General features: G+C 69.5%; 23 protein-coding genes, 1 tRNA gene and 1 pseudogene. 16 read left to right on the top strand and 9 right to left on the bottom strand.

Translation table 11 applies throughout. From position 1 onward, the window contains the following. Positions 1 to 67 precede the first annotated feature (67 nt). Genes BJF79_RS24965 through BJF79_RS24930 form a run of 9 tightly spaced genes read left to right on the top strand, consistent with a single transcriptional unit; the run spans position 68 to position 8,875 of the window. A complete protein-coding gene (locus tag BJF79_RS24965) occupies positions 68 to 1,450 on the top strand; it encodes a 4-hydroxyphenylacetate 3-hydroxylase N-terminal domain-containing protein (protein ID WP_075900907.1) in 1,383 nt (460 codons plus the stop codon). Positions 1,451 to 1,454: 4 nt separating this feature from the next. Continuing rightward, entirely contained in the window at positions 1,455 to 2,729 is a 1,275-nt protein-coding gene (locus BJF79_RS24960) for an acyl-CoA dehydrogenase family protein (protein WP_075900905.1), read from the top strand. Positions 2,730 to 2,773: 44 nt separating this feature from the next. Then, the gene (locus BJF79_RS24955) at positions 2,774 to 3,871 is read left to right on the top strand and encodes a homogentisate 1,2-dioxygenase (RefSeq protein WP_075900903.1); all 1,098 of its coding nucleotides are present in this window, start codon (positions 2,774 to 2,776) and stop codon (positions 3,869 to 3,871) included. Next, positions 3,868 to 5,049 carry an alpha/beta hydrolase family protein gene (locus BJF79_RS24950; protein WP_075900901.1) on the top strand — a complete coding sequence of 394 codons (1,182 nt, stop codon included), beginning with the start codon at positions 3,868 to 3,870 and terminating at the stop codon, positions 5,047 to 5,049. The genes BJF79_RS24955 and BJF79_RS24950 overlap by 4 nt, the downstream gene beginning before the upstream one ends. After that, positions 5,046 to 6,170: an acyl-CoA dehydrogenase family protein gene (locus BJF79_RS24945; protein ID WP_158079285.1), complete on the top strand. Its 1,125-nt coding sequence runs from the start codon at positions 5,046 to 5,048 to the stop codon at positions 6,168 to 6,170. The genes BJF79_RS24950 and BJF79_RS24945 overlap by 4 nt, the downstream gene beginning before the upstream one ends. 11 nt (positions 6,171 to 6,181) lie before the next feature. Further along, the gene (locus BJF79_RS24940) at positions 6,182 to 7,390 is read left to right on the top strand and encodes a thiolase family protein (protein ID WP_075900899.1); all 1,209 of its coding nucleotides are present in this window, start codon (positions 6,182 to 6,184) and stop codon (positions 7,388 to 7,390) included. Then, positions 7,387 to 8,136, top strand: a complete 750-nt coding sequence (locus BJF79_RS24935; RefSeq protein ID WP_075900897.1) for an SDR family NAD(P)-dependent oxidoreductase — start codon at positions 7,387 to 7,389, stop codon at positions 8,134 to 8,136. The genes BJF79_RS24940 and BJF79_RS24935 overlap by 4 nt, the downstream gene beginning before the upstream one ends. Next, entirely contained in the window at positions 8,133 to 8,357 is a 225-nt protein-coding gene (locus BJF79_RS61465; RefSeq protein WP_262402544.1) for an enoyl-CoA hydratase/isomerase family protein, read from the top strand. The genes BJF79_RS24935 and BJF79_RS61465 overlap by 4 nt, the downstream gene beginning before the upstream one ends. Then, complete coding sequence (locus BJF79_RS24930; protein WP_262402543.1) at positions 8,321 to 8,875, top strand: enoyl-CoA hydratase/isomerase family protein; 555 nt, start codon at positions 8,321 to 8,323, stop codon at positions 8,873 to 8,875. Before BJF79_RS61465 ends, BJF79_RS24930 begins: the two co-directional genes overlap by 37 nt. Before the next feature lie 64 nt (positions 8,876 to 8,939). On the opposite strand, the gene BJF79_RS24925 is transcribed toward BJF79_RS24930, so the two are convergent. Both BJF79_RS24925 and BJF79_RS24920 read right to left on the bottom strand, forming a co-directional pair. After that, positions 8,940 to 9,584: a hypothetical protein gene (locus tag BJF79_RS24925; RefSeq protein ID WP_262402531.1), complete on the bottom strand. Its 645-nt coding sequence runs from the start codon at positions 9,582 to 9,584 to the stop codon at positions 8,940 to 8,942. A gap of 109 nt (positions 9,585 to 9,693) precedes the next feature. Continuing rightward, on the bottom strand, positions 9,694 to 10,911 hold the full coding sequence (locus BJF79_RS24920; RefSeq protein WP_075900893.1) for a hypothetical protein: 1,218 nt from the start codon (positions 10,909 to 10,911) through the stop codon (positions 9,694 to 9,696). Between the two features lie 201 nt (positions 10,912 to 11,112). On the opposite strand from BJF79_RS24920, the gene BJF79_RS24915 reads away from it, so the two are divergent. Both BJF79_RS24915 and BJF79_RS24910 read left to right on the top strand, forming a co-directional pair. After that, positions 11,113 to 11,808, top strand: a complete 696-nt coding sequence (locus BJF79_RS24915; RefSeq protein ID WP_075900891.1) for a response regulator transcription factor — start codon at positions 11,113 to 11,115, stop codon at positions 11,806 to 11,808. Continuing rightward, positions 11,801 to 12,886, top strand: a complete 1,086-nt coding sequence (locus BJF79_RS24910) for a sensor histidine kinase (protein ID WP_075900889.1) — start codon at positions 11,801 to 11,803, stop codon at positions 12,884 to 12,886. The genes BJF79_RS24915 and BJF79_RS24910 overlap by 8 nt, the downstream gene beginning before the upstream one ends. A 9-nt stretch (positions 12,887 to 12,895) precedes the next feature. Here the strand turns inward: BJF79_RS24910 and BJF79_RS24905 are convergent, their stop codons facing one another. The 5 genes and pseudogenes from BJF79_RS24905 to BJF79_RS24885 form a co-directional block, all read right to left on the bottom strand. Beyond that, a complete protein-coding gene (locus tag BJF79_RS24905) occupies positions 12,896 to 13,480 on the bottom strand; it encodes a hypothetical protein (protein WP_075900887.1) in 585 nt (194 codons plus the stop codon). Positions 13,481 to 13,538: 58 nt separating this feature from the next. Then, a pseudogene (gene vanX / locus BJF79_RS24900) lies at positions 13,539 to 14,146 on the bottom strand (D-Ala-D-Ala dipeptidase VanX). Beyond that, complete coding sequence (vanA, locus tag BJF79_RS24895) at positions 14,143 to 15,180, bottom strand: D-alanine--(R)-lactate ligase (RefSeq protein ID WP_075900885.1); 1,038 nt, start codon at positions 15,178 to 15,180, stop codon at positions 14,143 to 14,145. The pseudogene vanX and the gene vanA overlap by 4 nt, the downstream one beginning before the upstream one ends. Continuing rightward, a complete protein-coding gene (locus tag BJF79_RS24890) occupies positions 15,177 to 16,124 on the bottom strand; it encodes a D-isomer specific 2-hydroxyacid dehydrogenase family protein (RefSeq protein ID WP_075900989.1) in 948 nt (315 codons plus the stop codon). Before BJF79_RS24890 ends, vanA begins: the two co-directional genes overlap by 4 nt. A gap of 261 nt (positions 16,125 to 16,385) precedes the next feature. Next, entirely contained in the window at positions 16,386 to 17,282 is an 897-nt protein-coding gene (locus BJF79_RS24885; RefSeq protein WP_075900883.1) for a LysR family transcriptional regulator, read from the bottom strand. 144 nt (positions 17,283 to 17,426) lie between these two features. On the opposite strand from BJF79_RS24885, the gene BJF79_RS24880 reads away from it, so the two are divergent. From BJF79_RS24880 to BJF79_RS24870, 4 genes are read left to right on the top strand one after another with little or no spacing between them, the layout of a single operon-like run. Beyond that, positions 17,427 to 17,909 carry a nuclear transport factor 2 family protein gene (locus tag BJF79_RS24880; protein ID WP_262402530.1) on the top strand — a complete coding sequence of 161 codons (483 nt, stop codon included), beginning with the start codon at positions 17,427 to 17,429 and terminating at the stop codon, positions 17,907 to 17,909. Positions 17,910 to 17,959: 50 nt separating this feature from the next. Further along, positions 17,960 to 18,337 (top strand): hypothetical protein, encoded by a 378-nt coding sequence (locus BJF79_RS61460; protein WP_262402529.1) that lies wholly within the window; start codon positions 17,960 to 17,962, stop codon positions 18,335 to 18,337. Next, the gene (locus tag BJF79_RS24875) at positions 18,220 to 19,404 is read left to right on the top strand and encodes an MFS transporter (RefSeq protein WP_262402542.1); all 1,185 of its coding nucleotides are present in this window, start codon (positions 18,220 to 18,222) and stop codon (positions 19,402 to 19,404) included. Before BJF79_RS61460 ends, BJF79_RS24875 begins: the two co-directional genes overlap by 118 nt. Positions 19,405 to 19,431: 27 nt before the next feature. After that, entirely contained in the window at positions 19,432 to 20,796 is a 1,365-nt protein-coding gene (locus tag BJF79_RS24870) for an FAD-binding oxidoreductase (protein ID WP_083733832.1), read from the top strand. Between the two features lie 195 nt (positions 20,797 to 20,991). Here BJF79_RS24870 and BJF79_RS24865 read toward each other — a convergent pair. Further along, a tRNA-Leu gene (locus tag BJF79_RS24865) sits at positions 20,992 to 21,077 on the bottom strand. 148 nt (positions 21,078 to 21,225) lie between these two features. On the opposite strand from BJF79_RS24865, the gene BJF79_RS24860 reads away from it, so the two are divergent. After that, entirely contained in the window at positions 21,226 to 22,524 is a 1,299-nt protein-coding gene (locus tag BJF79_RS24860) for a M20/M25/M40 family metallo-hydrolase (protein WP_143220143.1), read from the top strand. Positions 22,525 to 22,653: 129 nt separating this feature from the next. On the opposite strand, the gene BJF79_RS24855 is transcribed toward BJF79_RS24860, so the two are convergent. Next, the gene (locus BJF79_RS24855) at positions 22,654 to 22,839 is read right to left on the bottom strand and encodes a DUF5703 family protein (RefSeq protein ID WP_075900879.1); all 186 of its coding nucleotides are present in this window, start codon (positions 22,837 to 22,839) and stop codon (positions 22,654 to 22,656) included. Positions 22,840 to 22,965 lie beyond the last annotated feature (126 nt).

Here is a 22,965-nt window from a genome sequence, read left to right as displayed (position 1 = left end):
ATCAGTATTGAGGAAGCGGCGTCGGCCCGCCGCGCCACCGAACCGCCACACCCGAAGGGACGCACCGATGGCGATGATGACCGGGGAGGAGTACCTCGCCTCACTCGACGACGGCAGGCGGATCGTCGCCGAAGGCGAGTACGTCAAGGACCTGGCGGACCATCCGCAGTTCGCCACCGCCCTCAAGCTCGTGGGCGAGGGATACGACCGGCACCACCGGCCGGGGGACGACGCGAGCGGACCCTACTTCCAGATTCCGCACAGTCCCACGGAACTGAAAGACATCCTGGAACTGCTCCTGCACTGGGACATGGTCACCGTGACCACCTCCCAGGGCCTGCTGGCGCTGCTCACCGCGGCCGCCCGGATCCGCCCCGCGAACCCCGAGTACGCGCGGCGGATCGAGGACTACTTCGCCCACTGCAAGAACAACGACCTGCGCTGCGTGCAGGCGATCACCGACGCCAAGGGCGACCGGCGGCTCCCCCCGAGCGCCCAGGAGGACCCGGACGTCTACACCCGGATCGTCGAGCGCCGCCCGGACGGCATCGTGGTGCGGGGCGCGAAGCTGCACATCTCCTCGGCGGCGGTGAGCCACGAGCTGGTGGTGATGCCGACCAAGAACATGAAGCCGGGCGAGGAGGACTGGGCGGTCGCCTGCGCCATCCCGGTGAACGCCCCGGGCGTGACGATCGTCAACACCAGCTACGCGCCGCGCGAGCGGGAGGCGGACTTCCCCGTCAGCTCCCGGCACAACATGCCGGAAGGCTTCGTCATCCTCGACGACGTCTTCGTCCCCAACGAGCGCGTGTTCCTCGCCGGGGAGATCGAGCACTCGGCGACGTTCGCGCACTCCCTCGGCCTGTGGGAGCGCCTCGGCGGGACCGCGCACCTGGCCGAGTACGGCGACACCCTGGTGGGACTCGCGCAGCTCATCGCCGAGGCGAACGGCACCGAACGCGTCTCGCACGTCCGCGAGAAGATCGCCGAGATGGTCATGTACGCCACGCTGGTGCGCGGCTCGCTGGAGGCGGCCATCGCCAACGCCGAGGCGAGCCCCGAGGGCTGGTACTTCCCCAGCGAACTGTTCACCAACGCCGCGAAGCACTACGGCGCCGCCGAGTTCAGCACGATGATCCGGCACCTGCACGACATCGGCGGCGGCGCGATCGTCACCGCCCCGTCCATCAGCGACCTGGAGCACGCGGAAGTCGGCCCCTTCATCCGCAAGTACATGCGGACCAAGGACGGCGTCGACGGCGAGTACCGCACCCGCCTCTTCCACGCGATCCGCGACTTCACCGCCGACGCGTACGGCGGCTGGCAGCTCGTCACCATGCTGCAGTCCGGAGGCGGGCTCTACGCGCAGCGCCTCGTCGCGCGCAAGCACTACCCGATGGACGACGCCAAGGCCCTCGCCCTCAAGCTCGCCGGCCTCGCGAAGGACTGAGCCCGTGCCGAGTACTGACGACTCCACCGACCCCACCGACCCCACCGACTCCACCGGCCCGGTCGGCGTGGACGCCTTCCGCGCCGAGGCCGAGCGTTTCCTGCGGTCGATCGCGGGCGAGTTCGCCGACGCCGGGCTCGCCGAACGGCGCCGCTCGTCCGACCGGATCGCCGCCGTCGAGGAACTGGGCGAAGGGTACGAGCACCAGGTCAAGCGGGCCCGGGAGCTGCAGGCGCGGCTGTTCGACGCCGGGCTCGCCTGGCCGAGCGGCCCCGCCGACTGCGGCGGGCGCGGCCTCGGCCGCGAGCACGACCGGGTCGTCGACGACCTGCTCGGCGAGCTGGGCTTCCCGTCCCGGGAGATGCTGTTCGTCGGGCTGCACATCGTCGCGCCCGCGCTCGACGCGCACGGCACGACCGAACTGCGGCGGCGGATCCTGCCCGCGCTCTACCGCGCCGACATCATCGGCTGCCAGCTGTTCTCCGAACCGGGCGCCGGCTCGGACCTGGCGGGCGTCACCACCCGGGCCGTCCGGGACGGCGACGACTGGATCCTGTCCGGCCAGAAGGTGTGGACGTCGATGGGCCACCTGGCGGACGTGGGCGAGGCGCTGGTGCGCACCGACCCGTCGGCCGCCAAGCACGGCGGGCTGACGATGTTCCTGGTGGACATGCGCGCCCCCGGCGTCACCGTCCGCCCGATCCGGCAGATGACCGGCGGCTCCGCGTTCAACGAGGTCTTCCTCGACGGCGTGCGAGTCCCCGACGCGCACCGCGTCGGCGGCGTCGGCGAGGGCTGGCGGGTCGCGGGCACCAGCCTCGGCAGCGAGCGCGAGACCATGACCGGCGACGACGGCCCCGTCAGCCCGTACGTGCTGGAACGGCTCGTTGCGCTGGCCGAGCGGCTGAAGGCCGCCGCCGACCCCGTCCACCGCCCGCAGATCGCCCGGACGGTCGCCGCCGTCACCGCCATGCGGGCCGCGGCCGAACTGCCGGACGGTTCGTGGGGCCACGGGCTCGCGCCGGTGTCGGGATCGGTGCTGAAGATGCTCATGACCCGGGCCGTCGACGAGATCGCGGCGCTCGCCGCCGAGGTCCTCGGCGAGGACGCGTTCACCGACGCCGGGGAGCCCGACACCTACGCCTGGTCGGAGTTCGTCCTCGGGGCCCCGGCGCTGCACATCGCGGGCGGCACCGACGAGATCCAGCTCAACATCATCGCCCAGCGCGGCCTCGGCCTGCCCCGGCCGCCACGCCCCGCCGCGACGCGACCGGCCTGAATGCGACCGGCCTGAATCCGAACGGGCCCAAAGGACGGCACACGATGGAATCCTTCATTCAACTGCGCAAGGGAACCACCCCGCGGCAAGTCCACCGCGACCTCGATGGGCTGAAAGAAGACGAGATGGGCAGGTCCGGTTTCACCGGCCGCACCACCTTCTTCTACCGCCGCAACGACCCGTCCAGATACCGCGTCGAGGGCGACCTGCGGCCGCTGGACGTCCTGACCGGCACCCTCGAACCCGGCGACCTCCACGACGCCGCCGGGGAACCGATGCCGCTGTTCGCCAACGACGACTGCCGCATCCTGCTCAGCCGCCGCACGCAGGCCGCGCCGTTCTACGAGCGCAACGTCGACGGGGACGAACTCGTCTTCGTCCATCGCGGCACCGGACACTTCGAGACGGAGTTCGGCCGCCTGCCGTACCGTCCGGGCGACTACGTCTACCTGCCGAAGTCGACCACGTACCGGCAGGTCCCGGACGGTCCGTCGCACCTGCTCGTCGTCGAGGCGCGGGAGGAGTTCCGGGTGCCAGCGGCGGGTTCGAACGGCCGGTACTTCCCGTACGACCCCGCCCTGATCACCGTCCCCGAGCCGGAGGTTTTCGAGGAGCCGCGGCGCGACGAGCACGAGATCCGGCTGCGCCACCTCGGCGGCCGGACGTCGCTGTTCACCCCGAACCACCCGCTGGACGCCGAAGGCTGGCGCGGCGACAACTTCGCCTTCACGTTCAACATCGACGACTACGACGTCATCACGTCCGAGAGCGTCCACCTGCCGCCCACGGTCCACCTGTTCATGCAGGCCACCGGCGTGTACGTGATGAACTTCCTGCCGCGTCCGGCCGAGGGCGTCCCCGGGACCGAACGCATCCCCTGGTACCACCGCAACGTCGACTACGACGAGATCGCGTTCTACCACGGCGGCAACGTGTTCGGCGTGGACATGCCCGAGGGCCTGATCTCGCACGTCCCGCAGGGCATCCACCACGGCATTCCCGAACGCGCCCGCGAGCGGTCGCGCCGCCGCTTCGACGTCGACGAACGCGTGGAGTGGAAGGTCATCGCGATCGACACGCGGCGCCGGCTCGTCCCCGCCCCGGAACTTCTCGACGCCGCACAGAAGGAGGCGCAGTCATGAGCACCACCACCCGCCACGAGTACGACCGCATCCCGTACCTGGTGGTCTTCGAGGACAAGTCCGACTTCCAGGACACCTACGGCGGCGTCGTGGAAGACGTCGTCCTGGAGAGCTACCTGCTCAAGCCGCGCGACGTCCCGTCCGACACCGTCATCGTGTTCATGCACCCGATCGGCGGCGGCGCCTACCTGCCGATGTCCAACGCCCTGCCCCGGGCCGGGCACCACGTCATCTACTGCAACAGCCGGTACCGCGGCACGGACAGCGCCCTCATCATGGAGAAGGTCGTCCAGGACCTGGGCGCCTGCATCCGGGACGCCCGCGAGCGGCTCGGCTACCGCAACGTGATCCTCGGCGGCTGGAGCGGCGGCGGCTCCCTGTCGCTGTACTACCAGCAGCAGGCCCAGTCGCCCACCGTCACGCACACCCCCGCCGGTGACGCGCCCGACCTGACCAAGCTCGGCCTGCAACCGGCCGACGGGCTGATGCTGCTGGCCGCGCACATCAGCCGGCACGGCACGCTCACCGAATGGATGGACGCCTCCATCCTCGACGAGCGCGACCCCGAGAAGCGCGACCCCGAACTCGACCTCTACAACCCCGACAACCCGAACCGGGCCCCGTACAGCGAAGAGTTCCTCCAGCGGTACCGCCGAGCCCAGATCGACCGGAACCGGCGGATCACCGCGTGGGTCAAGGAGACCCTGGACGGCCTGCGCCGCAGCGGGCGCCCCCTGGAGGAGCGGGGCTTCGTCACCCACGGCACCATGGCCGACCCGCGCTGGCTCGACCCCGCCGTCGACCCCAACGACCGGCGTCCCGGCTGGTGCTACCTGGGCGACCCCAAGATCGTGAACATGGGCCCGGTGGGACTGGCGCGCTTCTCCACCCTGCGGAGCTGGCTGTCGCAGTGGAGCTACGACGACGCGAACGGCGACGGCCTGCGCTGCGCCGCCGACCTGGAGATCCCCACGCTCGTCATCGGCAACTCCGCCGACGACGCCTGCACGCCCAGCCACACGCGGCGGCTCTACGACGCGGTCGGGCACGAGGACAAGACCATGCGCACCATCCAGGGCGCGAACCACTACTACTCGGGCAAGGACCAGCGCCCGCACCTCGCCGAAGCCGTCGGCACGATCACCGGCTGGCTCGCCGACCGAGGCTGGGCGAAGTGACCGAGGAACTGCTCAGCCCCGACGAGGTCAGGTCGGCGCTGCGCGCCTACTTCGCCGACGGGCTCGACGAGGCCCGATCGCTGCGCGACGACACGTCCGCCCCGGGCTTCGACCGCGGCCGCTGGAAGTCGCTGGCCGGCGAGGTCGGCCTGGTCGCCATGGCCGCCCCGGAAACGGCGGGCGGCCTCGGCCTCGGCCTGGCCCACCTGACCTCGGCCCTCGAAGAGGCGGGCGCCCGCCTCTACCCGGGCCCGGCGTGCGCGTCCGTCCTGACGGCCTGGGTGCTGAACCGGCAGGGCACGGACCTGCCGGACGGCACCGAGGACCTCCTGGACGGCAGCGCGATCATCGGCGTCCCGCAGGCGTTCGCCGCCCGGCGGCCCCGGGCGGCGCTCTCGGACGGCCGCGTCTCCGGCCTGGTGCCCGCCGTCACCCACGGCATGTCCGCCGGTCTGCTGCTCACGATGGCCGACTCGCCGCAGGGCACGCTCCCCGTGCTCGTCCGGCTGGACGGCGACGGGGTCGCCCACCGTCCCGTCCGGGCCGCCGACCTGACCGCCCGGCCCGCCGACCTCGACCTGACGGCGGCCCCGGCGACCGTGCTGGCCGCACCCGCGGACGAACTGCGGCAGGTCGCCCGGCTGCTGCTCGCCGCCGAGCAGGTCGGCGGCGCGCAGGGCTGCCTGGACCAGATGACCGGGTACGCCAAGATCCGGACCCAGTTCGGCCAGGTCATCGGCGGTTACCAGGCGATCCAGCACCGCTGCGCCCGGGTCGCGATCGCGATCGCCGCGGCCCGCGCGCTCGTCCTCGCGGCGGCCAAGGCGATCGACTCGGCCGGCACCGACGCCGACCGCGACGCCGCCCACCAGTCCGTCCTGCTGGCGAAGGCCGAAGCGTCCGACGCGTTCACGGACGCCGCCGACGCGCTCGTCCAGGTGCACGGCGGGATCGGGTTCACCTGGGAACACGACGCCCACCTGTACTTCCGGCGGGCGCGGGCGACGGCGGCGATGGACGGCCGCCCGTCCCGGCTGCGGGACGACGCCGTGACCGCCGGATGCCTGTCGCTGCTCACCCGGGTCCCGGCCGGGCGGCCGGACGCCCCCTCCCGACCTTGAAAGGACATACCGTGCCGACTCCCGTCATCGTGGACGCCGTCCGTACCCCCGCGGGCAAGAAAGGCGGGTCGCTGTCGGGCTGGCATCCGGCCGAACTGGCGGCCGAGACGCTCAAGGCCCTCGCCGCGCGCACCGGCATCTCCCCGGCGGCCGTCAACGACGTGATCATGGGCTGCGTCACCCAGGTGGGCCCGCAGAGCACCAACATCGCGCGCACCGCCGTCCTCGCCGCCGGCTGGCCGTCCCGGGTGCCGGGCACGACCGTGGACCGCCAGTGCGGCTCGTCCCAGCAGGCGATCCACTTCGCGGCGCAGGCCGTGGCGTCCGGCTTCATGGACGTGGTCGTCGCGGCGGGCGTCGAGTGCATGAGCACGGTCCCGATGTTCTCCAACGCCCCCGGCGGCGACATCAGGGCCGTCTACGGAGACGAGGTCCAGGCCCGGTACGCCGAACGCGTCTCCTACGGGACCCCCGGGCTCGTCCCGCAGGGCATCTCCGCCGAACTGGTCGTGGACCGCTGGAACCTGACCCGCGGCGAACTCGACGCCTACGGCCTCCTCAGCCAGGAACGCGCGGCGGCCGCCACCGCCGACGGACGGTTCGCCCGCGAGATCGTCCCGGTGACCCGGAAGGTCCGCGACCGCGAGACCGGCGAGGTCACCGAGCCCGGCGGAACGCTCACCGCCGACGAGTGCATCCGCGCCACGTCCCCCGAAGCACTGCGGGGGCTCAAGCCGGCGTTCGTCCCCGACGGACGGGTGACCGCCGGGAACTCGTCGCAGATCGTGGACGGCGCCGCCGCCGTCCTCGTCATGAGCGACGCGACCGCCGAACGCCTGAACCTCACCCCCCGCGCGGCGATCCGGGGCATGTCCGTCGTCGGCGACGACCCGGTCGACATGCTCACCGCGCCGATCCCCGCCACCCGCGACGTGCTCGCCCGCACCGGCCTCACCGCCGCCGACATCGACCTCTTCGAGGTCAACGAGGCGTTCGCGCCGGTCGTCCTCGCCTGGCAGCGCGAACTCGGCGTCGACACGGAGAAACTCAACGTCAACGGCGGCGGCATCTCGCTGGGCCACCCGCTCGGCGCGTCCGGCGCCAAACTCATGACGACCCTCCTCCACGAACTGGAACGCACCGGCGGGCGGTACGGACTGCAGACCATGTGCGAGGGCGGCGGCATGGCCAACGCGACGATCATCGAGAGGCTGTCATGAGCAAGCTGTTCTCGCTCGACGACCGCGTGGCGATCGTCACCGGCGCGTCGTCCGGCATCGGACGGCACATGTGCCACGTCCTCGCCGAGGCGGGCGCCACCGTGGTCGCCGCGGCGCGCCGCGCGTCGAAACTCGACGAACTGGCGAAAGAATCCGACCGGATCGTCCCCCAGACCTGCGACGTCACCTCCAGCGCCGACTGCGCGCGGGTCGTCGAGAAAGCGGTCGACCTCGGCGGCCCGCACGTCCTGGTCAACGCCGCGGGGTTCGGCGACCCGGTGCCCGCGTTCGACGTGGCGATCGAGGACTTCCGCCGCACCCTCGACGTGGACCTCACCGCCACCTTCGAGATGAGCGTGCTGGCCGCGAAGACCATGCGGGGCCGCGGCGGCTCCATCGTCAACATCGCCTCGATCTGCGGCCTGGGCGCCTCGTGGCCGGTCACCCAGGCGGCCTACTGCGCGGCCAAGGGCGGCGTCGTCAACCTCACCCGCCAGCTCGGCGCGGAATGGGCCGACGAGAACGTCCGCGTCAACGCCATCGCCCCCGGCTGGTTCCCCAGCGAACTGACCGAGGAGATGTTCGCCAACGAGAAGTCGATGGCGTGGCTCCGCCGCAACACGCCCATGCGCCGCCCCGGCCGCCTGGAGGAACTCGACGGCGCCCTGCTCCTCCTGGCGGGCGACGCCGGCGGCTTCATCACCGGCCAGACCATCGCCGTGGACGGCGGCTGGACCGCGCGATGAGCGTCGACGTCACCCGCGCCGGCGGGATCACCGAGATCACCCTGAACCGTCCCGCCAAACGCAACGCCATGACCGACGACATGTGGGGCGCGCTGGAGGAAATCCTCGCGGACCTCCCCGACACACGCGTCCTGATCATCACCGGGGCGGGCGGGCATTCTGCGGCGGCTCCGACGTCTCCGGACTGCTGGACGATCCCGATTCGCTCCCCGAACGCATAGCCGTCTCCAACCGCTGCGTCCTGGCCATGCGCGAACTGCCCATCCCGACGATCGCCAAGGTCGGCGGCGTCGCCGCCGGATCCGGCGCGAACCTCGCGCTGGCCTGCGACTTCGTGGTCGCCGCCGAGGAGGGCTACTTCGCCCAGCTGTTCGTCCACCGCGGCCTCTCGGTCGACAGCGGCGCGAGCTGGCTGCTCCCGCGCCTGGTGGGGGAGCGCCGGGCCCGCGAACTGTGCCTCCTCGGTGATCGCATCGACGCACCGTCCGCACTCGAAGCCGGCCTGATCACACAGGTGGCCGCCGACCCCGACCGAGCAGTGGCCGACCTGGCGGGCCGCCTCCGCGACCTGTCCCCGGCCGCACTGGCCGGAACCAAACGCATGCTGAACCGGACCTGGCAGGTCACCTTCGCCGAAGCGCTCGAAGCCGAGGCCGCCAACCAGGTACGGGTCATCACGAGCCCCGAGGCGCACGCGGCGATCAGCGCGTTCGGGCGACGACCGACCCCCGGCGCGTAGGCCCCGCGTCCGACCGGCACCGGGCGGCCACCGCGCCGTCCGGTGCCGACGTTCGACCCGGAGGTCAGACGGGCGGCATCAGGTCGCTCTCGCTGACGGTGTACGTCAGCGAGGGATAGACGAAGTCCGTTTCCTTGTTCTCGCGGCGTCGTAGCCGGTAGAACTCGCGGCTCTGCTCATCGTCGGCCAACGTGAGGCGATCACCCCCCGGGAGATATACCTGCCCGTCGCGAAACCGAACGGAGGTCTTCGACGTTCGGAAGGTGACGCCCAACCATCGGTCGTCCGTCGTCGGGTCGGGCGTGTCCAGCACGATCTTGTGCCTGAGCCGTCGATTCAAGTCGACGGAAAACGCGACGACGCTGTTGTGGGCGAGAGCGATCTCGAACTTACTTCCATCGCCGCTCTTCGACTCGAAAATCAGCTTCCTCGGCGGATTCGCATCCGGGTGTCGATAGCACGAGAAAACGGCGACAAAAGAACCATCGGCCAGATCGAGGGCCTGGTCGGAATGACTGCCCATGGTCCGGTAGGCGTTCGTGTAGCTCTCGACGAGAGCGTTATTGAAGCCGACCGAAAACGCCGCACCTTCCCGAATCTCCCGCGCGAGCCGTTCGTGCACCGCCCCGAATCGCTGCGCCGGGCTGCCGTATCGGGTGGTGGTGCGCACGAGAGGCACGCCGCCCGCCGCGTCGACCCGTGTGATCACGGCACCACGCCGCCCCTTCCCCACGTCCTCCAGACGAGTCGAAGCGGACAACTCCGCGAAGAAATCGATCTCAACCGGAAGAGCGTATGAAAGGATCTCGTTCGGGATCCTAGACTCGGGGGGCAACATAGTCTCCCGTGTTCATGCTGAAGAGAAAGTCATCGCCGTAATCGATGAACGACGTGGTCTTGTTCTCCTCGGCATACAGCCTGCGCAGCTCATTCATGCCCGCCGTGGTCGGCGGCCCCATCTTCACCAGACCGCCGTCCCGCTTGAGGAACGTCTCGCCGTTCTGGTGCACGGCCTCGGTGCTCGAACAGCGCACCACGTATCCCAGGCGGGTCGGAAGCAACCCGGCGTCCAACGTCGAAGGGCGGACTTCGTGCGTATACAACCGGTTGGTGGACAGCGGCATGAAGAACACGGAGCCGGGATAGAGAGTCAAAGCGAACTGGGCAGGGAGCAGGCTCTCGGTCGGCTCTTTGAGACGAAATTGAAGCCTGGTCAGCCCGCTGGTACTTTTCACACCGTAATCGAAGGCGTCTTCCGCCAAGGGATTCAGCCTGTCGAGCCCGTCATAGAAGGTACAGAAGGCCATGATGCCGTTGAAGGGCATGTCCTTGGTCTTGTCGGCATGAGCCGAGATCTTGGCCTTCGACTGCTTGCGCTCGGACGTCGCAGGCGTGTTGTGGTAGGTCTGAGCAAGGACGTGATTCAGCGGCGCCTGATTGCGGAAGACCGTGGCGGCCTCGCGGTTCAGAGCCTCGACGATACGCGTGTCGGTCGGCCGGAAGCTTTCGGTCGGCCCCGAGAGATTCGTGGAGCAGCGGAGCAGCCGGAAATGCAGGGCGTCACCGTCTCGCGTGACGGGCGTCAGATAGATTCCGCTGCGATGGGCCGTCCCGGGCTTGGTGGACTCCGTCAAGGACTGGAACGCGTGCTCCGCACGGATCCGTCCAAAATAATCGGCGTCGAGATCGAAGAAGCGACGGTAGTAAACACCGGCGCCGTGCACCCGGACGGGAACTCGGCCAAGGCCCACGAGGGACCAGGGTTCATCGGCGTCCTCGCGGTAACCGTGTGACAGCTCCCGGATGACGAACACCCGGGCCGCCGCCTGCAGCCGACGACGGCTGATCTCGGATACGTCCCCACACAGATATACGGTCTTCTGTGCGAGATCAGTCACGCCAGAAGCGAAGTCCTCCGGCGCGATCACCAACCCGAAGAAATCCTTGATCGAGTCATCATTTCGCAGCGACGAAGGGGCGACCAAAATATTGCTCGCATCATCGATGCGGGCTTCTGTCGGTTCAGCCGTGTACATCGGCCCGTACCTGCCATTCGCACCCTGAGACACGAACCCACAGAGCCAACGAGATGCCTGCCGGTCCGCGCAGCCCATACCATGAACTTCCGGACGGTAGAGGATGAAAGATTATCATCCTTCGGCGCCCGCACCGCGCGCCGCCGCCCGTTGACGTTTTCCATACGCCGGCGATATCTGTCGGCTCCTACCATCGACGGCATGCGTGTGCTGGTGGTCGAAGACGAGATCCTTATGGCGGAGGCCATCCGCGACGGGCTGCGCCTGGAAGCGATCGCGGCCGACATCGCCACCGACGGCGACACCGCCCTGGAGTTGCTGGGCGTCAACGCCTACGACATCGCGGTCCTCGATCGCGACGTCCCCGGACCGTCCGGCGACGAGATCGCCGCGCACATCGTCGCGTCCGGCAGCGGCATGCCCGTCCTGATGCTCACCGCCGCCGACCGGCTGGACGACAAGGCGTCCGGCTTCGAGCTCGGCGCGGACGACTACCTCACCAAGCCGTTCGACCTGCGCGAACTCGTGCTCCGGCTCCGCGCGCTCGACCGCAGACGCGCGCACCACAGGCCGCCGGTGCGGGAGATCGCCGGTCTGCGGCTGGACCCGTTCCGCCGCGAGGTCTACCGGGACGGCCGGTACGTCGCGCTGACCAGGAAGCAGTTCGCCGTGCTCGAAGTCCTGGTCGCCGCCGAAGGCGGTGTCGTCAGCGCCGAGGAACTGCTGGAACGGGCGTGGGACGAGAACACCGACCCGTTCACGAACGCGGTGCGCATCACGGTCTCCGCCCTGCGGAAGCGGCTCGGCGAACCCTGGCTGATCGCCACGGTGCCCGGCGTCGGGTACCGCATCGACGCCGAATCGACCACGGGCGACCGGGGAGCGGGCGGTGGATAGGCGACCGGGGCTGAGCGTCCGAGTCAAGCTCACCCTCAGTTACGCCGGCTTCCTCATGCTCGCCGGTGTCCTGCTCACCGGGGTCGTATGGTTCTTTCTTCTGAGAAGGCGGTCGCGGCTCTACATTCCCAGCATCGAGGACTTCCGGCTCATCCTCGATCCCAGCAACTTCGGCCCGGCCGTTTTCAGCCCGGCGGTCATCACCATGTTCGCGTTCCTGCTGGTGGTGGGTCTGGTGGGCGGGTGGGTCCTCGCGGGCCGGATGCTCGCCCCGCTGACGCGCATCACCAACGCCGCTCGCAAGGTCGCGGGCGGTTCGCTCTCGTACCGGATCGAGCTGGACGGCCGTCACGACGAGTTCCGCGAACTCGCCGACGCCTTCGACGCGATGCTCGCCCGGCTCGAAGCACACGACGCCGAGCAGCGAAGGTTCGCCGCCAACGCCTCCCACGAACTGCGCACCCCGCTGGCGATCACGCAGACCCTTCTCGACGTCGCCCGCGACGACCCGAACCGCGACGGCGGCGAACTCGACGACCGTCTCCGCGCCGTCAACTCCCGGGCGATCGAACTCACCGAAGCGCTGCTGCTGCTCAGCCGCACCGACCAGCGATCCTTCGCCCGAGAAGACGTCGATCTGTCCCTCATCGCGGAAGAAGCCACCGAAACGCTGCTCCCGTTCGCCGAGAAGCATGACGTCACCATCGAGATCTCCGGGGACGTCGCCCCCACCGTCGGCTCGCACGCACTCCTGCTGCAGTTGACGACGAACCTCCTGCGCAACGCGATCGTCCACAACCTCGCCGAGCACGGCAGCGTGCGGATCAGTACCGCCGCGGGCCCCGAGTCCGCGATGCTCACGGTCGAGAACACCGGCGACCAGTTGAGCCCCCAGTTGGTCGCGACTCTCACCGAGCCCTTCCAGCGCGGCACCGCACGCATCCGCCATGACGACGTCGGCGTGGGCCTCGGCTTGGCGATCGTCAAGAGCATCACGCAGGCGCACGACGGCACCCTCACGCTCACCCCCCGGGCTTCCGGCGGGCTCCGCGTCGCGGTGCGGCTACCCGCCGCTTGACGCCCGACATCACGAAGCCCCGCCGATCAAGATCCCTCGACCCGCATGAAACCGCTCGAACACCCGCATGGGCAGCGATGCGGAGTCCGAATTGTGGGAGTAACCCGACGGATTATGGAACCGAACCACCCCGCCGTCGACCCCGTAGACCAGCACAAGATGCCCGCCACGCAGCGGATCTTCGATGTCGGGATCGCGGATCTCGGGCGACACCGAAGCGATCAAAACCTGCCCCGGACGCACTTCTCGGGCAGATGCATGAATCGGCGTGCGCTCAACGATCCGGCACTCGAATCCGAACCGTGACTCGACCCACTCCATGAACGGCCTGTAGATGAGCCCCAAGACCTTCCCCGAGGGCTCCACCACATAACAGCCCTCCTCAAGAGCTTGCGCGAGAAGTTCTCCCATCGACAACCGGACGCCGGTCCAGCCATGCAGCAGCGACTGCAGGCACGCCAAACCGCAGACCTTGCGGGACCAGAACAGGTACTCCTCGCGCGAGCGGTATCCATCAGACGCCCAGTCGTGCAGTATCGTCGAATCGGTCCGAGGCAAGAAGAGCTCCAGCCCCGATTCCCCGGTACGCCGCATGACGACTTCGTCGTTCCGCTCCAAGCGTCCCCACTGCGAGACGCAGCGAAGACTCCGATCACGTGATGGGGAAATCGAAGTAGTCATCTGGATGAGCTCGTGTCGGAGCGTGTAGTGCCACCACTCGCAGTCGTACCGATCAAATCCACTGCCCTCCATGACGAAACGGAGACGCTCACGGTTCTCAGCCTCGATCGGCGCGATTTCTGGAGCTCCATGATGTGAAACGGGATCCATGAGATCGTGGTCGCCGCCCATGGGAGCGAGTTCACCGGTGGAAAGGTGATAAAGCGTCAGGTCGACGGCGCCGCCTCTGCTGTGGCCCGACCGTGCGGCCACATACCCCTCCTTGAGCATCTCGGCCCGGCCGATGTTCGGGTAGTGCCGCGGCTTCGTCCGGCCGTCCTCCGGCAGCTCGGACCACCGAAGGAAGCAGTCGACGGCGCGTTGGGGGCGATAGCCGTCCCAGAGAAGCAGCCCGAAGCCGATGGCGGCCGCCTTCTCCCGTGCCTGCCTCAGGGCCGCGCACAGCGACCTGGTGCCGACGACGCGATTCGCGAGGTACCCATCTACCGGTTTGCCGGTGAAGTTGTCCCAGGTCGCGTACTTGGCGTCCCACCGAATGCCGGGCACCCACTCATCGATGTAGACGAAGTCGTCGTTCATCGGCTCTTCCCGTGCAGTGCCGTCGACACGAGCCGGTCGATCACATCGCAGAGCGGCAACCCCGCGGCGGCCATCATCCGCGGGTACCGGCTGTACGACGTCATCCCGGGCATCGTGTTGACCTCGTTGAGAACGACCCGCCCGTCCTCAGTCAGGAACATGTCGACCCGAGCAAGCCCCTTGCAGCCCAGGGCCCGGTAAATGACCTCGGCGGTTCCTCGTACGAGCAGGCGCGCTTCATCGGAGATGTCGGCAGGAACGATGAACGTGGAGTTCTCCGACCCGGTCTCAGGCGAGTCCTCCTGGTGGATCCGGAAGAACCCGTGCGAGAGGTCGACCCGGTCCACTTCGCCCACGATCAAGCCGGACGACCCCTCAAGAACCGCACAGCCGATCTCGCTACCGGCGACCGCCTCTTCGATCAGAACCTTCGAGTCGTACTCCCGCGCCACGCTCAGCGCGCTCGACAACTCGCTTTCCCGGCTGACTTTGGTGACGCCGAAGGACGACCCCGAACGCGCCGGCTTCACGAAGACGGGCCAGGAAAGAGAGCCGGGATCGACCTTCTCGTTCCCTGCGACGACCCAGAAGTTCGGTGTGCCGATTCCCGCGCTCCTCGCGACGGTGTAGGCCAGGGACTTGTCCATGCACACGACCGAACTCTGCACGTCGCAGCCGACGTAGGGGATGCCGGACAGCTCCAACAAGCCCTGGATCGCACCGTCCTCGCCGAGCTTGCCGTGAAGTACGGGCAACACCACGTCGAGGCGCACGGTCTCGTAGCCGTCCCGCCCCATGACCAGCAGGCCGTGCACGCTTCTGTCAGGTGACAGCGTCACCGGACGGGCGCCGTTCTCCCAACCGGCGTCCGGTCCCTCGCACAGCTTCCAGTCGCCGTCGGCCGTGATGCCGATCCAAAAGACTTCATACTTCTCGGAGTCGAGATTCTTCGCGACTTCTCGCGCCGACTTCATGGAAACAGCATGTTCCTCGGAAGCGCCACCGAAGACGACCCCGACCTTCAACCTGCTCACGCTTTCCTCCCGCTCTCGAAGTCCAGGCAGTTGATGAGACTGTTTTCGACCGTGTCGCTCAGGGCGTGCTCTGTGTAGTAGGCAGAGTGCGGACTGATGAACACATTCGGCAGCCGCTGAAGCCGCACCAAAGCCCCGTTCTCGATTCGCCTGCCTCGGCAGTCGGCGTAGAAGATCCCTTCCTCGCCTTCGAGGACGTCCAAAGCGGCGCCCCCCAACCTGCCGCTCTCCAGCGCGGACAGAAGGGCCTCGGTATCGAGCAGCGGTCCGCGACCCGTGTTGACGACGTACGCGCCGACCTTCAACCGCTCGATGCGTCGGCGGTCGAGGAGATGCTCGGTGTCCGCGGTGAGCGGCGTATGGAGCGTGACGATGTCGCTCCGCTCCACCAGTTCGTCGAGCGCAACGGACGCCCGAGACCGCCTGTCGTGGGCGAGCACGCGGCAGCCGAAGCCCTGCAGACGGTCGATGACCGCCGTGCCGATGCGTCCCGTCCCGACCACGCCGACGGTCAGGTCGCGCAGTTCCTTGCCACGGGTCTCACTCAGCCGGTAATCGTGAGAGTCCGTGCGACGGACAGTGGATTTCGCGTGGCGCACCGCCATCAGCATCAACATCAACGTGTAGTCGGCCACGCTGTCCGGCGAGTAGGCGACATTGCCCACGGCAATACCGACGCGCCCCGCATATCCCAAGTCGATGTGGTCATAACCGACGCTTCTAGTGGAGATGTACTCCACGCCGACTCTGCTAAGAGCCAGAAGTGCGGAGTCGGTGACCTGAGTCTTGTGGCTCACACTGACGCATCGGCTGCCACGTGCCAGATCGGCATTGTCTTCGCAGACGGCCGCCTCGACGATGGTCGGCGATACCCCGAGCCGCGTTCCCATCCGCCGGAACACCACGGCTTCGTCCCGGCTGCACCCGAATACAGTGAGCCCCATCGTTTCGCGCCGGTCCGCGATCACTCCGCTAGAACTCGAACCCCGTTCGCTGTAGGCCATGCCTCCAGTCAAGACAGCGAGGCGTTGCCGGCGCGTATGCGATTCTCGATACGCGGACGATAGCCTCCACATGTGCTGACGGTTTGTGTCCGAGGACGGACCAAGCCCGCCCTCCCAAGTCGGCTACCGCCTACGTGCCGCCCGTCGCAGATTGTCCGGCCCAGGTGGGCAGGGAGATCCGTGAGACCTCAAGGAACGCGATCAGGTGCGGTCGTTGACCAGGTCGTGGGCGGCTTGGGCGAAGGCGCGGACGCGTGCGGTGGTGTTGTCGGCTCGCCATAGCAGGCCCCAATGCAGCGGTCGGGCGTCGCTGAAGGGTATGTAGGCCACGTCGGGGCGTGCGTAGTAGCGCTTGGCATGGGCCCCGACCGGGAAGACGCCGCGGCCGGCGCCGATGAGGGTGAGTATCTCGTTGAAGGTGGCGCCCGTCGGGCCGAGGTCGATCGGCCGACCGGACGGTGTGGTGTGCGGGGTGCGGTCGTCTCGTAGCGAGTCGGGCAGCGTGTCGGGAAGTTGGAGCAGGGTGACCCGGGCCAGGTCTTCCATGCGGACCGAAGGGCGGCTCGCGAAGGGGTGTCCGACCGGGACGGCGAGCATTCGCGCCTCCGATACCAGGACGGGGCCGGTGGCGATGCCGGGTTCGTCGACGGGGAAGGTGCCCAGGGCCAGATCGGTCTCGCCGTGGCGCAGCCATGGCATGAGGTCGGTCATCTGTGCCTCGCGGAGCCGAACCTCGCAGGTGGGCTGGCGCTGCCGGAACAGCTCGGTGGCTCCGGCCAGCAGTTGCCCGCCGGCGGCGCCGACGAAGGCGACCCGCAGTGTGCCGGTCAGGCCGCGGCCGCTCGCGACGGCCTGTTCGAACGCGCTCCTGATCTGGTCCCAGGCCGGACGCAGGCCCTCGTAGAGCTGCTGTCCCACCGGGGTCAGCTCCACGCGGCGGCTGGTGCGGTTGAACAGCGGCACCCCGGCGCGGCGCTCCAGTTTGGCGATCGTCTGGCTGATCCGGGGGGTGGACACGCGCAGCCGCTCGGCGGTACGGCCGAAGTGCAGCTCTTCGGCGAGGGTGAGGAACGCCTCCACCTCGTGCCGCTCCAGCATGATCCCCCATCGTTAAGGCTCGTTTCACGATCATTGCACAGGACCGCATTGTTCCGCCGCCCGGGCAGGACGAGGGTGGAACCGCTCGAACATCCCCTTCGACCTGCACGGGAGCATGAGTTGTACGTCATCGATGGGCAAGCGGTGGCCGCTCCGGCCGCCGACACCGACGCCGTCGTGCGAGAGCTGCGGGACCGGGCCGAGATCCTGGACGCGCTGTACCGGTTCGCCCTCGGCCAGGACCTGAAGGACGAGGACCTGTTCGCCTCCGCCTTCGCCGCCGACGCCGAGCTGGACTTCCGGCCCGCGGCCGCCCGCTGGGGCGGACGGCCGCCGGTGATGATCGGACGGGACGCCATCGTCACCACGATCCTGGCCATGTTCACCGATCGTGTGGACACCACCCACCAGGTCACCAACCCCCGCATCGCCGTCGACGGCGACACCGCCCGCCTGACCGCGCTGGTGGAGGCGCAGCACCTGCTCACCGCCGACCGCGGCACCTTCGCACTGCTGAAGAACCCCTACGACGTCGAACTGGTCCGCGACGGGCAGCGCTGGACCGTCCGCCGGATGCGCATCGCCAACACCTGGTACACCGGCGACCCCACCGCGATCTTCGGCTGACGGTCGCACACCACGTCCGTCTCTTCTGTTCTCTCATCGAGGTGTCTCTGATGTCCGCTGTCCACCAGGCCCGGGGCGGGTTCCCTCGCCCCGGGCTCGCCCTGGCGCTGCTGGCGTTCGCCCAGCTGATCATTTCGCTCGACTACAACATCGTGTACGTGGCGCTGCCGGAGATCGCCGACGCGCTGGACTTCTCGGCGCAGTCCCTGCAGTGGGTGATCAGCGCCTACGCGGTGGCGTTCGGCGGGTTCCTGCTGCTGGCGGCCGCGCCGTGGACCTGTTCGGACCACGCCGGATGTTCATGCTGGGGCTGGTCCTGTACGCGGTGTCGTCGCTGGCGGGCGGGCTGGCGACCACACCCCTGCCACTGGTGGCGGCCCGCGTCGTGCAGGGGCTCGGCGGCGCGCTGCTGTTCCCCGCCACGCTGACGCTCGTGTCCACCGGGTTCCCCGAAGGCCGCGAACGCAACCGGGCCTTCGCCGTGTGGGGCACCGCCGGCGGCAGCGGCATGATCCTCGGGTCGCTGCTGGGCGGGGTCCTGACCGAGGCGTTCGGGTGGGCCGCGGTCTTCTACGTCAACGTGCCGCTGGCCACCGCGGCCGCCCTGCTGGCCCTGCCGCTGGTCCCGCGGAGCGGCACCCGCACGGTCGGCCGCCGGTTCGACCTGGCCGGAGCGCTCACCGCGACCGCCGGAACGACGCTGGTGGTGTTCGCCCTGGTGCAGGGGCCCGAGTCCGGTTGGGACGCGCCGGCCGTGGCGGTCGCCGCGGTGCTCGGCGCGGCGTTGCTGGCGGCGTTCGCGGTGATCGAGGCCCGCAGCGCCGACCCGCTGCTGCCGCCGCGGCTGCTGCGCGGCCGGGATCTGGGGACCGGCGCGCTGGTCACGTTCCTGTACATGGCCACGTTCGGCACCCTGTTGTATTTCCTGACCGTCTACTTCCAGGTCGTGCAGGGATACGACGCACTGCGCACCGGGCTGGCGTTCCTGGTCCCGATGGCCGCCATCGTCGCCGGGTCCCAGCTCGCCGGACGGCTGGCGATCGTCCGCGGCGCCCGTCCCGCCATGATCGCCAGCCTGGTCGTCGGCGGCCTCGGCACCGTCGTCCTCGGCGCGAGCCTGACCACCGACGCCTCCTACCCGGCCCTCGTCCCGGGACTGGTGATCCTCGGCGTCGGGCAGGGCGCGGGCTACACGCTGATGTTCGGCGCCGCCACCGCCGCAATTCCCGCCGACCAGCAGGGCGTCGCCTCCGGGATCGCCTCCACCACCCAGCAGATCGGCGGCGCCGTGGGCCTGGCCGTCCTGGTCGCGATCGCCCACAGCCACACCGAAGGACTGACCGGGGCCGCTCTGCGCGCCTCCACCACCGACGGCCTGCGCACCGCCGTCTTCGTCGCGGCCGCCGGGATCGCCCTGACCGCCCTGGTCGCGTTGGGCTTCACCCCTGCCCGCCGCGCCACCCTCACCGACCCGGTCGAGCGCGTCGCCGCCTGACCGACCCACCCGAGGAAGAGTAAAAACATGAACGCCCTGAAGCCCCTGCGCTCCGCCCTCCGCGGCCAGGTATGGCTGCCCGGTGACCACGAATTCGACGCCGCGCGCCGCCCGTGGAACCTGGCCGTCGAGCAGCCGGTGGCGGCCGTGGTCGAGGCCGCCGACGCCGACGACGTCGCCGCGCTCGTCCGCTACGCCCGCACCGCCGGACTGGGCATCGCCACCCAGCCCAACGGGCATGGCGCCACCGGCCGCACCGACGGCGACACGATCCTGCTACGCACCCGGCGGCTCGACACGCTGGAGATCGACCCCGCCGCCCGCCGCGCCCGCATCGGCGCCGGCGTGCCCTCCGGCCGGGTGCAGGCCGCCGCCGCCCCGCACGGCTTGACCGGCCTGCCGGGCAGCTCCCCGGTCGTCAGCGTCGCCGGCGTCGCCCTTGGCGGCGGGCTGAGCTGGTTCGGTCGTGCGCACGGGTGGGTCGCCGACAGCGTCACCGCCTTCGACATCGTCGACGCCGACGGACGCCGGCGGCATGTCACCGCCGACACCGATTTGTTCTGGGCCCTACGCGGCGGGGGCGGCGACTTCGCCATCGTCACCGCCCTGGAACTGTCTCTGCACCCCGCGCCGCACCTGTACGGCGGGCGATCGCTGTGGGACGTCGACGACGCCCCGGCCGTCATGGACGCCTACCGGCAGGTCACCGCCGCCGCACCCGAAGAACTGACCGTCTGGCTGGATCTGCTGCACTTCCCCGGCTCCGCGCCCATGGTCGCCATCGACGCCACCTACCTCGGCGACGAAAGCGAGGCACGCGACCTGCTGGCCCCGCTGGACCGCCTTCCCAAGCCGCTGTCGGATTCCCGGCGCGGCATGTCGGTCACCGAGCTGGGGGCCATCACCGCCGAACCGACCGACCCGGGCGCGGGCATCTCGCGCGGCGAACTGCTGACCGACCTGGACGACGCCGCGGCCGAGAGACTGCTGGCCGCTCCCATCGCGCCCCTGCTCAGCGTGCAGATCCGGCACCTGGGCGGCGCGCTGTCCCGGGCCTCCGACGGGCCGCACGGTGCGTTGACCGAGCCCTACGCGCTCTACCTGTTCGGCATCCCCGCCGACCCCGCCACGGCCGAAGCCGTGACCGCCAAGCAGCGAGTGCTCGCCCGAACCCTTCCGGTCAGCGGACGCAAGCCGTACACCTTCCTCAACCCCGGCGAGACCGTGGCCGACGCCTTCCCGCCCGACGCACTCGCCCGCCTGCGAGACATCAAGCGCCGCCACGACCCGCACAACGTCTTCCGCTCCAACTTCCCGGTGAAAGGACTCGAAGAAGTCGGCTGCAACTCCGAGAGCGCGGCAGATCTCTCCGCTGCCGTTCAGCCTGGCTGAGAGACGCCTGCCAGCGCATGGTCCATCGCTTGCCCCTGCCCAAGGACGCGAGTCCAGAGGCCCACCAGGCCGTCCACCAGGCACTCGGCGTCAGGCCCGTCTACCGCCCGGACGAACAAAAAATCCGGGTCGAGACTAATCTCGACCCGGATCGCCTGGTAACGCCGATGCCCCCGTATTCGAGGAAACGGTCTGTGTCCGAGGGGGGACTTGAACCCCCATGCCCCGTAAAGGGCACTAGCACCTCAAGCTAGCGCGTCTGCCTATTCCGCCACCCGGACTTGCTTCGCACGCGGCACTGCGGCTGCGGCGCGCTTCACGATACCAAAGGTTGGGCGGTCGCGGGGACGGCGATGGAGCGGGCACCATGGACGGGACGTGCGAAGGACACCGGGGGTGAGGGACGTGCAGGCGACCGGAGGGGATCGGGTGACTGCGGAGGACGAGGTCGTCCGGCTGTGTCAGGAGCTGATCCGGATCGACACCAGCAACCCGGGCGATCACTCGGGGCCCGGAGAGCGCGCGGCCGCCGAGTACGTGGCGGAGCGGCTCGACGAGGTGGGGCTGGAGTCGCGGATCTTCGAGAGCCATCCGGGACGAGCGAGTCTCGTGGCGCGGATCGAGGGGGAGGACCCTTCGCGGGACGCGCTGCTCCTGCACGGGCACCTCGACGTGGTGCCGGCCCGCCGGGACGACTGGACGCGCGACCCGTTCGGCGGGGAGATCGCGGACGGGTGCGTCTGGGGGCGCGGGGCCGTCGACATGAAGGACATGGACGCGATGATCCTCGCGGTGGTGCGGCAGCGCCTCCGGGAGGGGCGGCGGCCGCCGCGGGACGTGGTCCTGGCGTTCCTCGCGGACGAGGAGGCCGGGGGCAAGTGGGGCGCGCAGTGGCTGGTGGACGAGCGTCCGGAGCTGTTCGAGGGGTGCACGGAGGCGATCGGGGAGGTCGGCGGGTTCAGCCTGACGGTGCCCGGTGACCGGCGGATGTACCTGATCGAGACGGCGGAGAAGGGCATCGCGTGGATGAACCTGACCGCGACGGGGACCGCGGGGCACGGGTCGATGGTGCATCCGGACAACGCGGTCACCGCGCTGGCGGCGGCGGTCGGGCGGCTGGGGTCGCACGAGTTCCCGGTGCGGTTGACGAAGACGGTGCGGGCGTTCCTCGAACGGGCGTGCATGGCGTACGGGGTGGAGTTCGACCCCGAGCGGCCGGAGGCGTGCCTTGAGGAGATCGGGCCGCTCGCGCGGATGATCGGCGCGACGCTCAAGAACACGCTGAACCCCACGAGGCTGGACGCGGGGTACAAGACGAACGTGATTCCGCAGAGCGCGACGGCGCAGGTGGACGGGCGGTTCCTGCCGGGGTACGAGGACGAGTTCTTCGCGACGGTCGACGAGCTGCTGGGGCCGGGCGTCGAACGCGGGTTCGTCCATCACGACCAGGCGCTGGAGACGGAGTACGAGGGGGCGCTCGTCGCGGCGATGGAGCAGTCGCTGATGTCGGAGGATCCGGGGGCGCTGCCGGTGCCGTACTGCCTGAGCGGCGGGACGGACGCGAAGGCGTTCGCCCGGCTGGGGATGCGGTGCTTCGGCTTCGCTCCGCTCCGGCTCCCGCCGGAGCTGGACTTCTCCGGCATGTTCCACGGAATCGACGAGCGCGTGCCGGTGGACGGGCTGAAGTTCGGCGTGCGCGTCCTCGACAGGTTTCTTGATCACGCCTGACTTTCCCGGGTTTTTACCGCCGCGCATGCGAACTGTGGTGGTACGGTCACCGGGTGTAGGCGCGACCCTTGGGGTCGCACACGCTTTGCCCGTCCCGGCGGCGCGGACCGGGACGGGCAAAGCCTTGTCTCAGAACGTGCGGACCTGCCGGATGACCTTGCGCCGCAGTTGAATACGGCGCCGCCCGTCCGGGTAGAGGCGCAGACGATCGATTTCCCAGCCGCCGCGTTCGGCGTGCTCGGTGAGGATCTGCCGGGCGGTGTCGCGGGTGGTGCCGCGCGGCAGTGAGAGGACGAGGTAGGTGTACTCCGCCATTGCCACCATTATTACTTGGTCCGGCAGGGTTCCGCTGTTCTACGGTGGCGACCCGGTCCGCGCGGGCGGCGTCGGCATGTCATCCTGTCGGAGGCGCGGCGGTGGGAATTGCGCCGTCCGGGACGG

Origin of the sequence: Actinomadura sp. CNU-125 (genome assembly GCF_001942465.1) — a bacterium.
Taxonomy (GTDB): Bacteria; Actinomycetota; Actinomycetes; order Streptosporangiales; family Streptosporangiaceae; genus Spirillospora.
Note: the sequence above shows the minus strand (reverse complement) of the source record. Positions and strands in the feature narration are given on the sequence as shown.

Excerpts from the sequence above, each read along its gene's own strand:
- BJF79_RS24965 (WP_075900907.1), top strand. The coding sequence starts at position 68 with ATGGCGATGATGACCGGGGAGGAGTACCTCGCCTCACTCGACGACGGC.
- BJF79_RS24955 (WP_075900903.1), top strand. The coding sequence starts at position 2,774 with ATGGAATCCTTCATTCAACTGCGCAAGGGAACCACCCCGCGGCAAGTC.
- BJF79_RS24950 (WP_075900901.1), top strand. The coding sequence starts at position 3,868 with ATGAGCACCACCACCCGCCACGAGTACGACCGCATCCCGTACCTGGTG.
- BJF79_RS24935 (WP_075900897.1), top strand. The coding sequence starts at position 7,387 with ATGAGCAAGCTGTTCTCGCTCGACGACCGCGTGGCGATCGTCACCGGC.
- BJF79_RS61465 (WP_262402544.1), top strand. The coding sequence starts at position 8,133 with ATGAGCGTCGACGTCACCCGCGCCGGCGGGATCACCGAGATCACCCTG.
- BJF79_RS24920 (WP_075900893.1), bottom strand. The coding sequence starts at position 10,911 with ATGTACACGGCTGAACCGACAGAAGCCCGCATCGATGATGCGAGCAAT.
- BJF79_RS24915 (WP_075900891.1), top strand. The coding sequence starts at position 11,113 with ATGCGTGTGCTGGTGGTCGAAGACGAGATCCTTATGGCGGAGGCCATC.
- BJF79_RS24905 (WP_075900887.1), bottom strand. The coding sequence starts at position 13,480 with ATGCGGCGTACCGGGGAATCGGGGCTGGAGCTCTTCTTGCCTCGGACC.
- BJF79_RS24890 (WP_075900989.1), bottom strand. The coding sequence starts at position 16,124 with ATGGGGCTCACTGTATTCGGGTGCAGCCGGGACGAAGCCGTGGTGTTC.
- BJF79_RS24885 (WP_075900883.1), bottom strand. The coding sequence starts at position 17,282 with ATGCTGGAGCGGCACGAGGTGGAGGCGTTCCTCACCCTCGCCGAAGAG.
- BJF79_RS61460 (WP_262402529.1), top strand. The coding sequence starts at position 17,960 with ATGTCCGCTGTCCACCAGGCCCGGGGCGGGTTCCCTCGCCCCGGGCTC.
- BJF79_RS24870 (WP_083733832.1), top strand. The coding sequence starts at position 19,432 with ATGAACGCCCTGAAGCCCCTGCGCTCCGCCCTCCGCGGCCAGGTATGG.
- BJF79_RS24855 (WP_075900879.1), bottom strand. The coding sequence starts at position 22,839 with ATGGCGGAGTACACCTACCTCGTCCTCTCACTGCCGCGCGGCACCACC.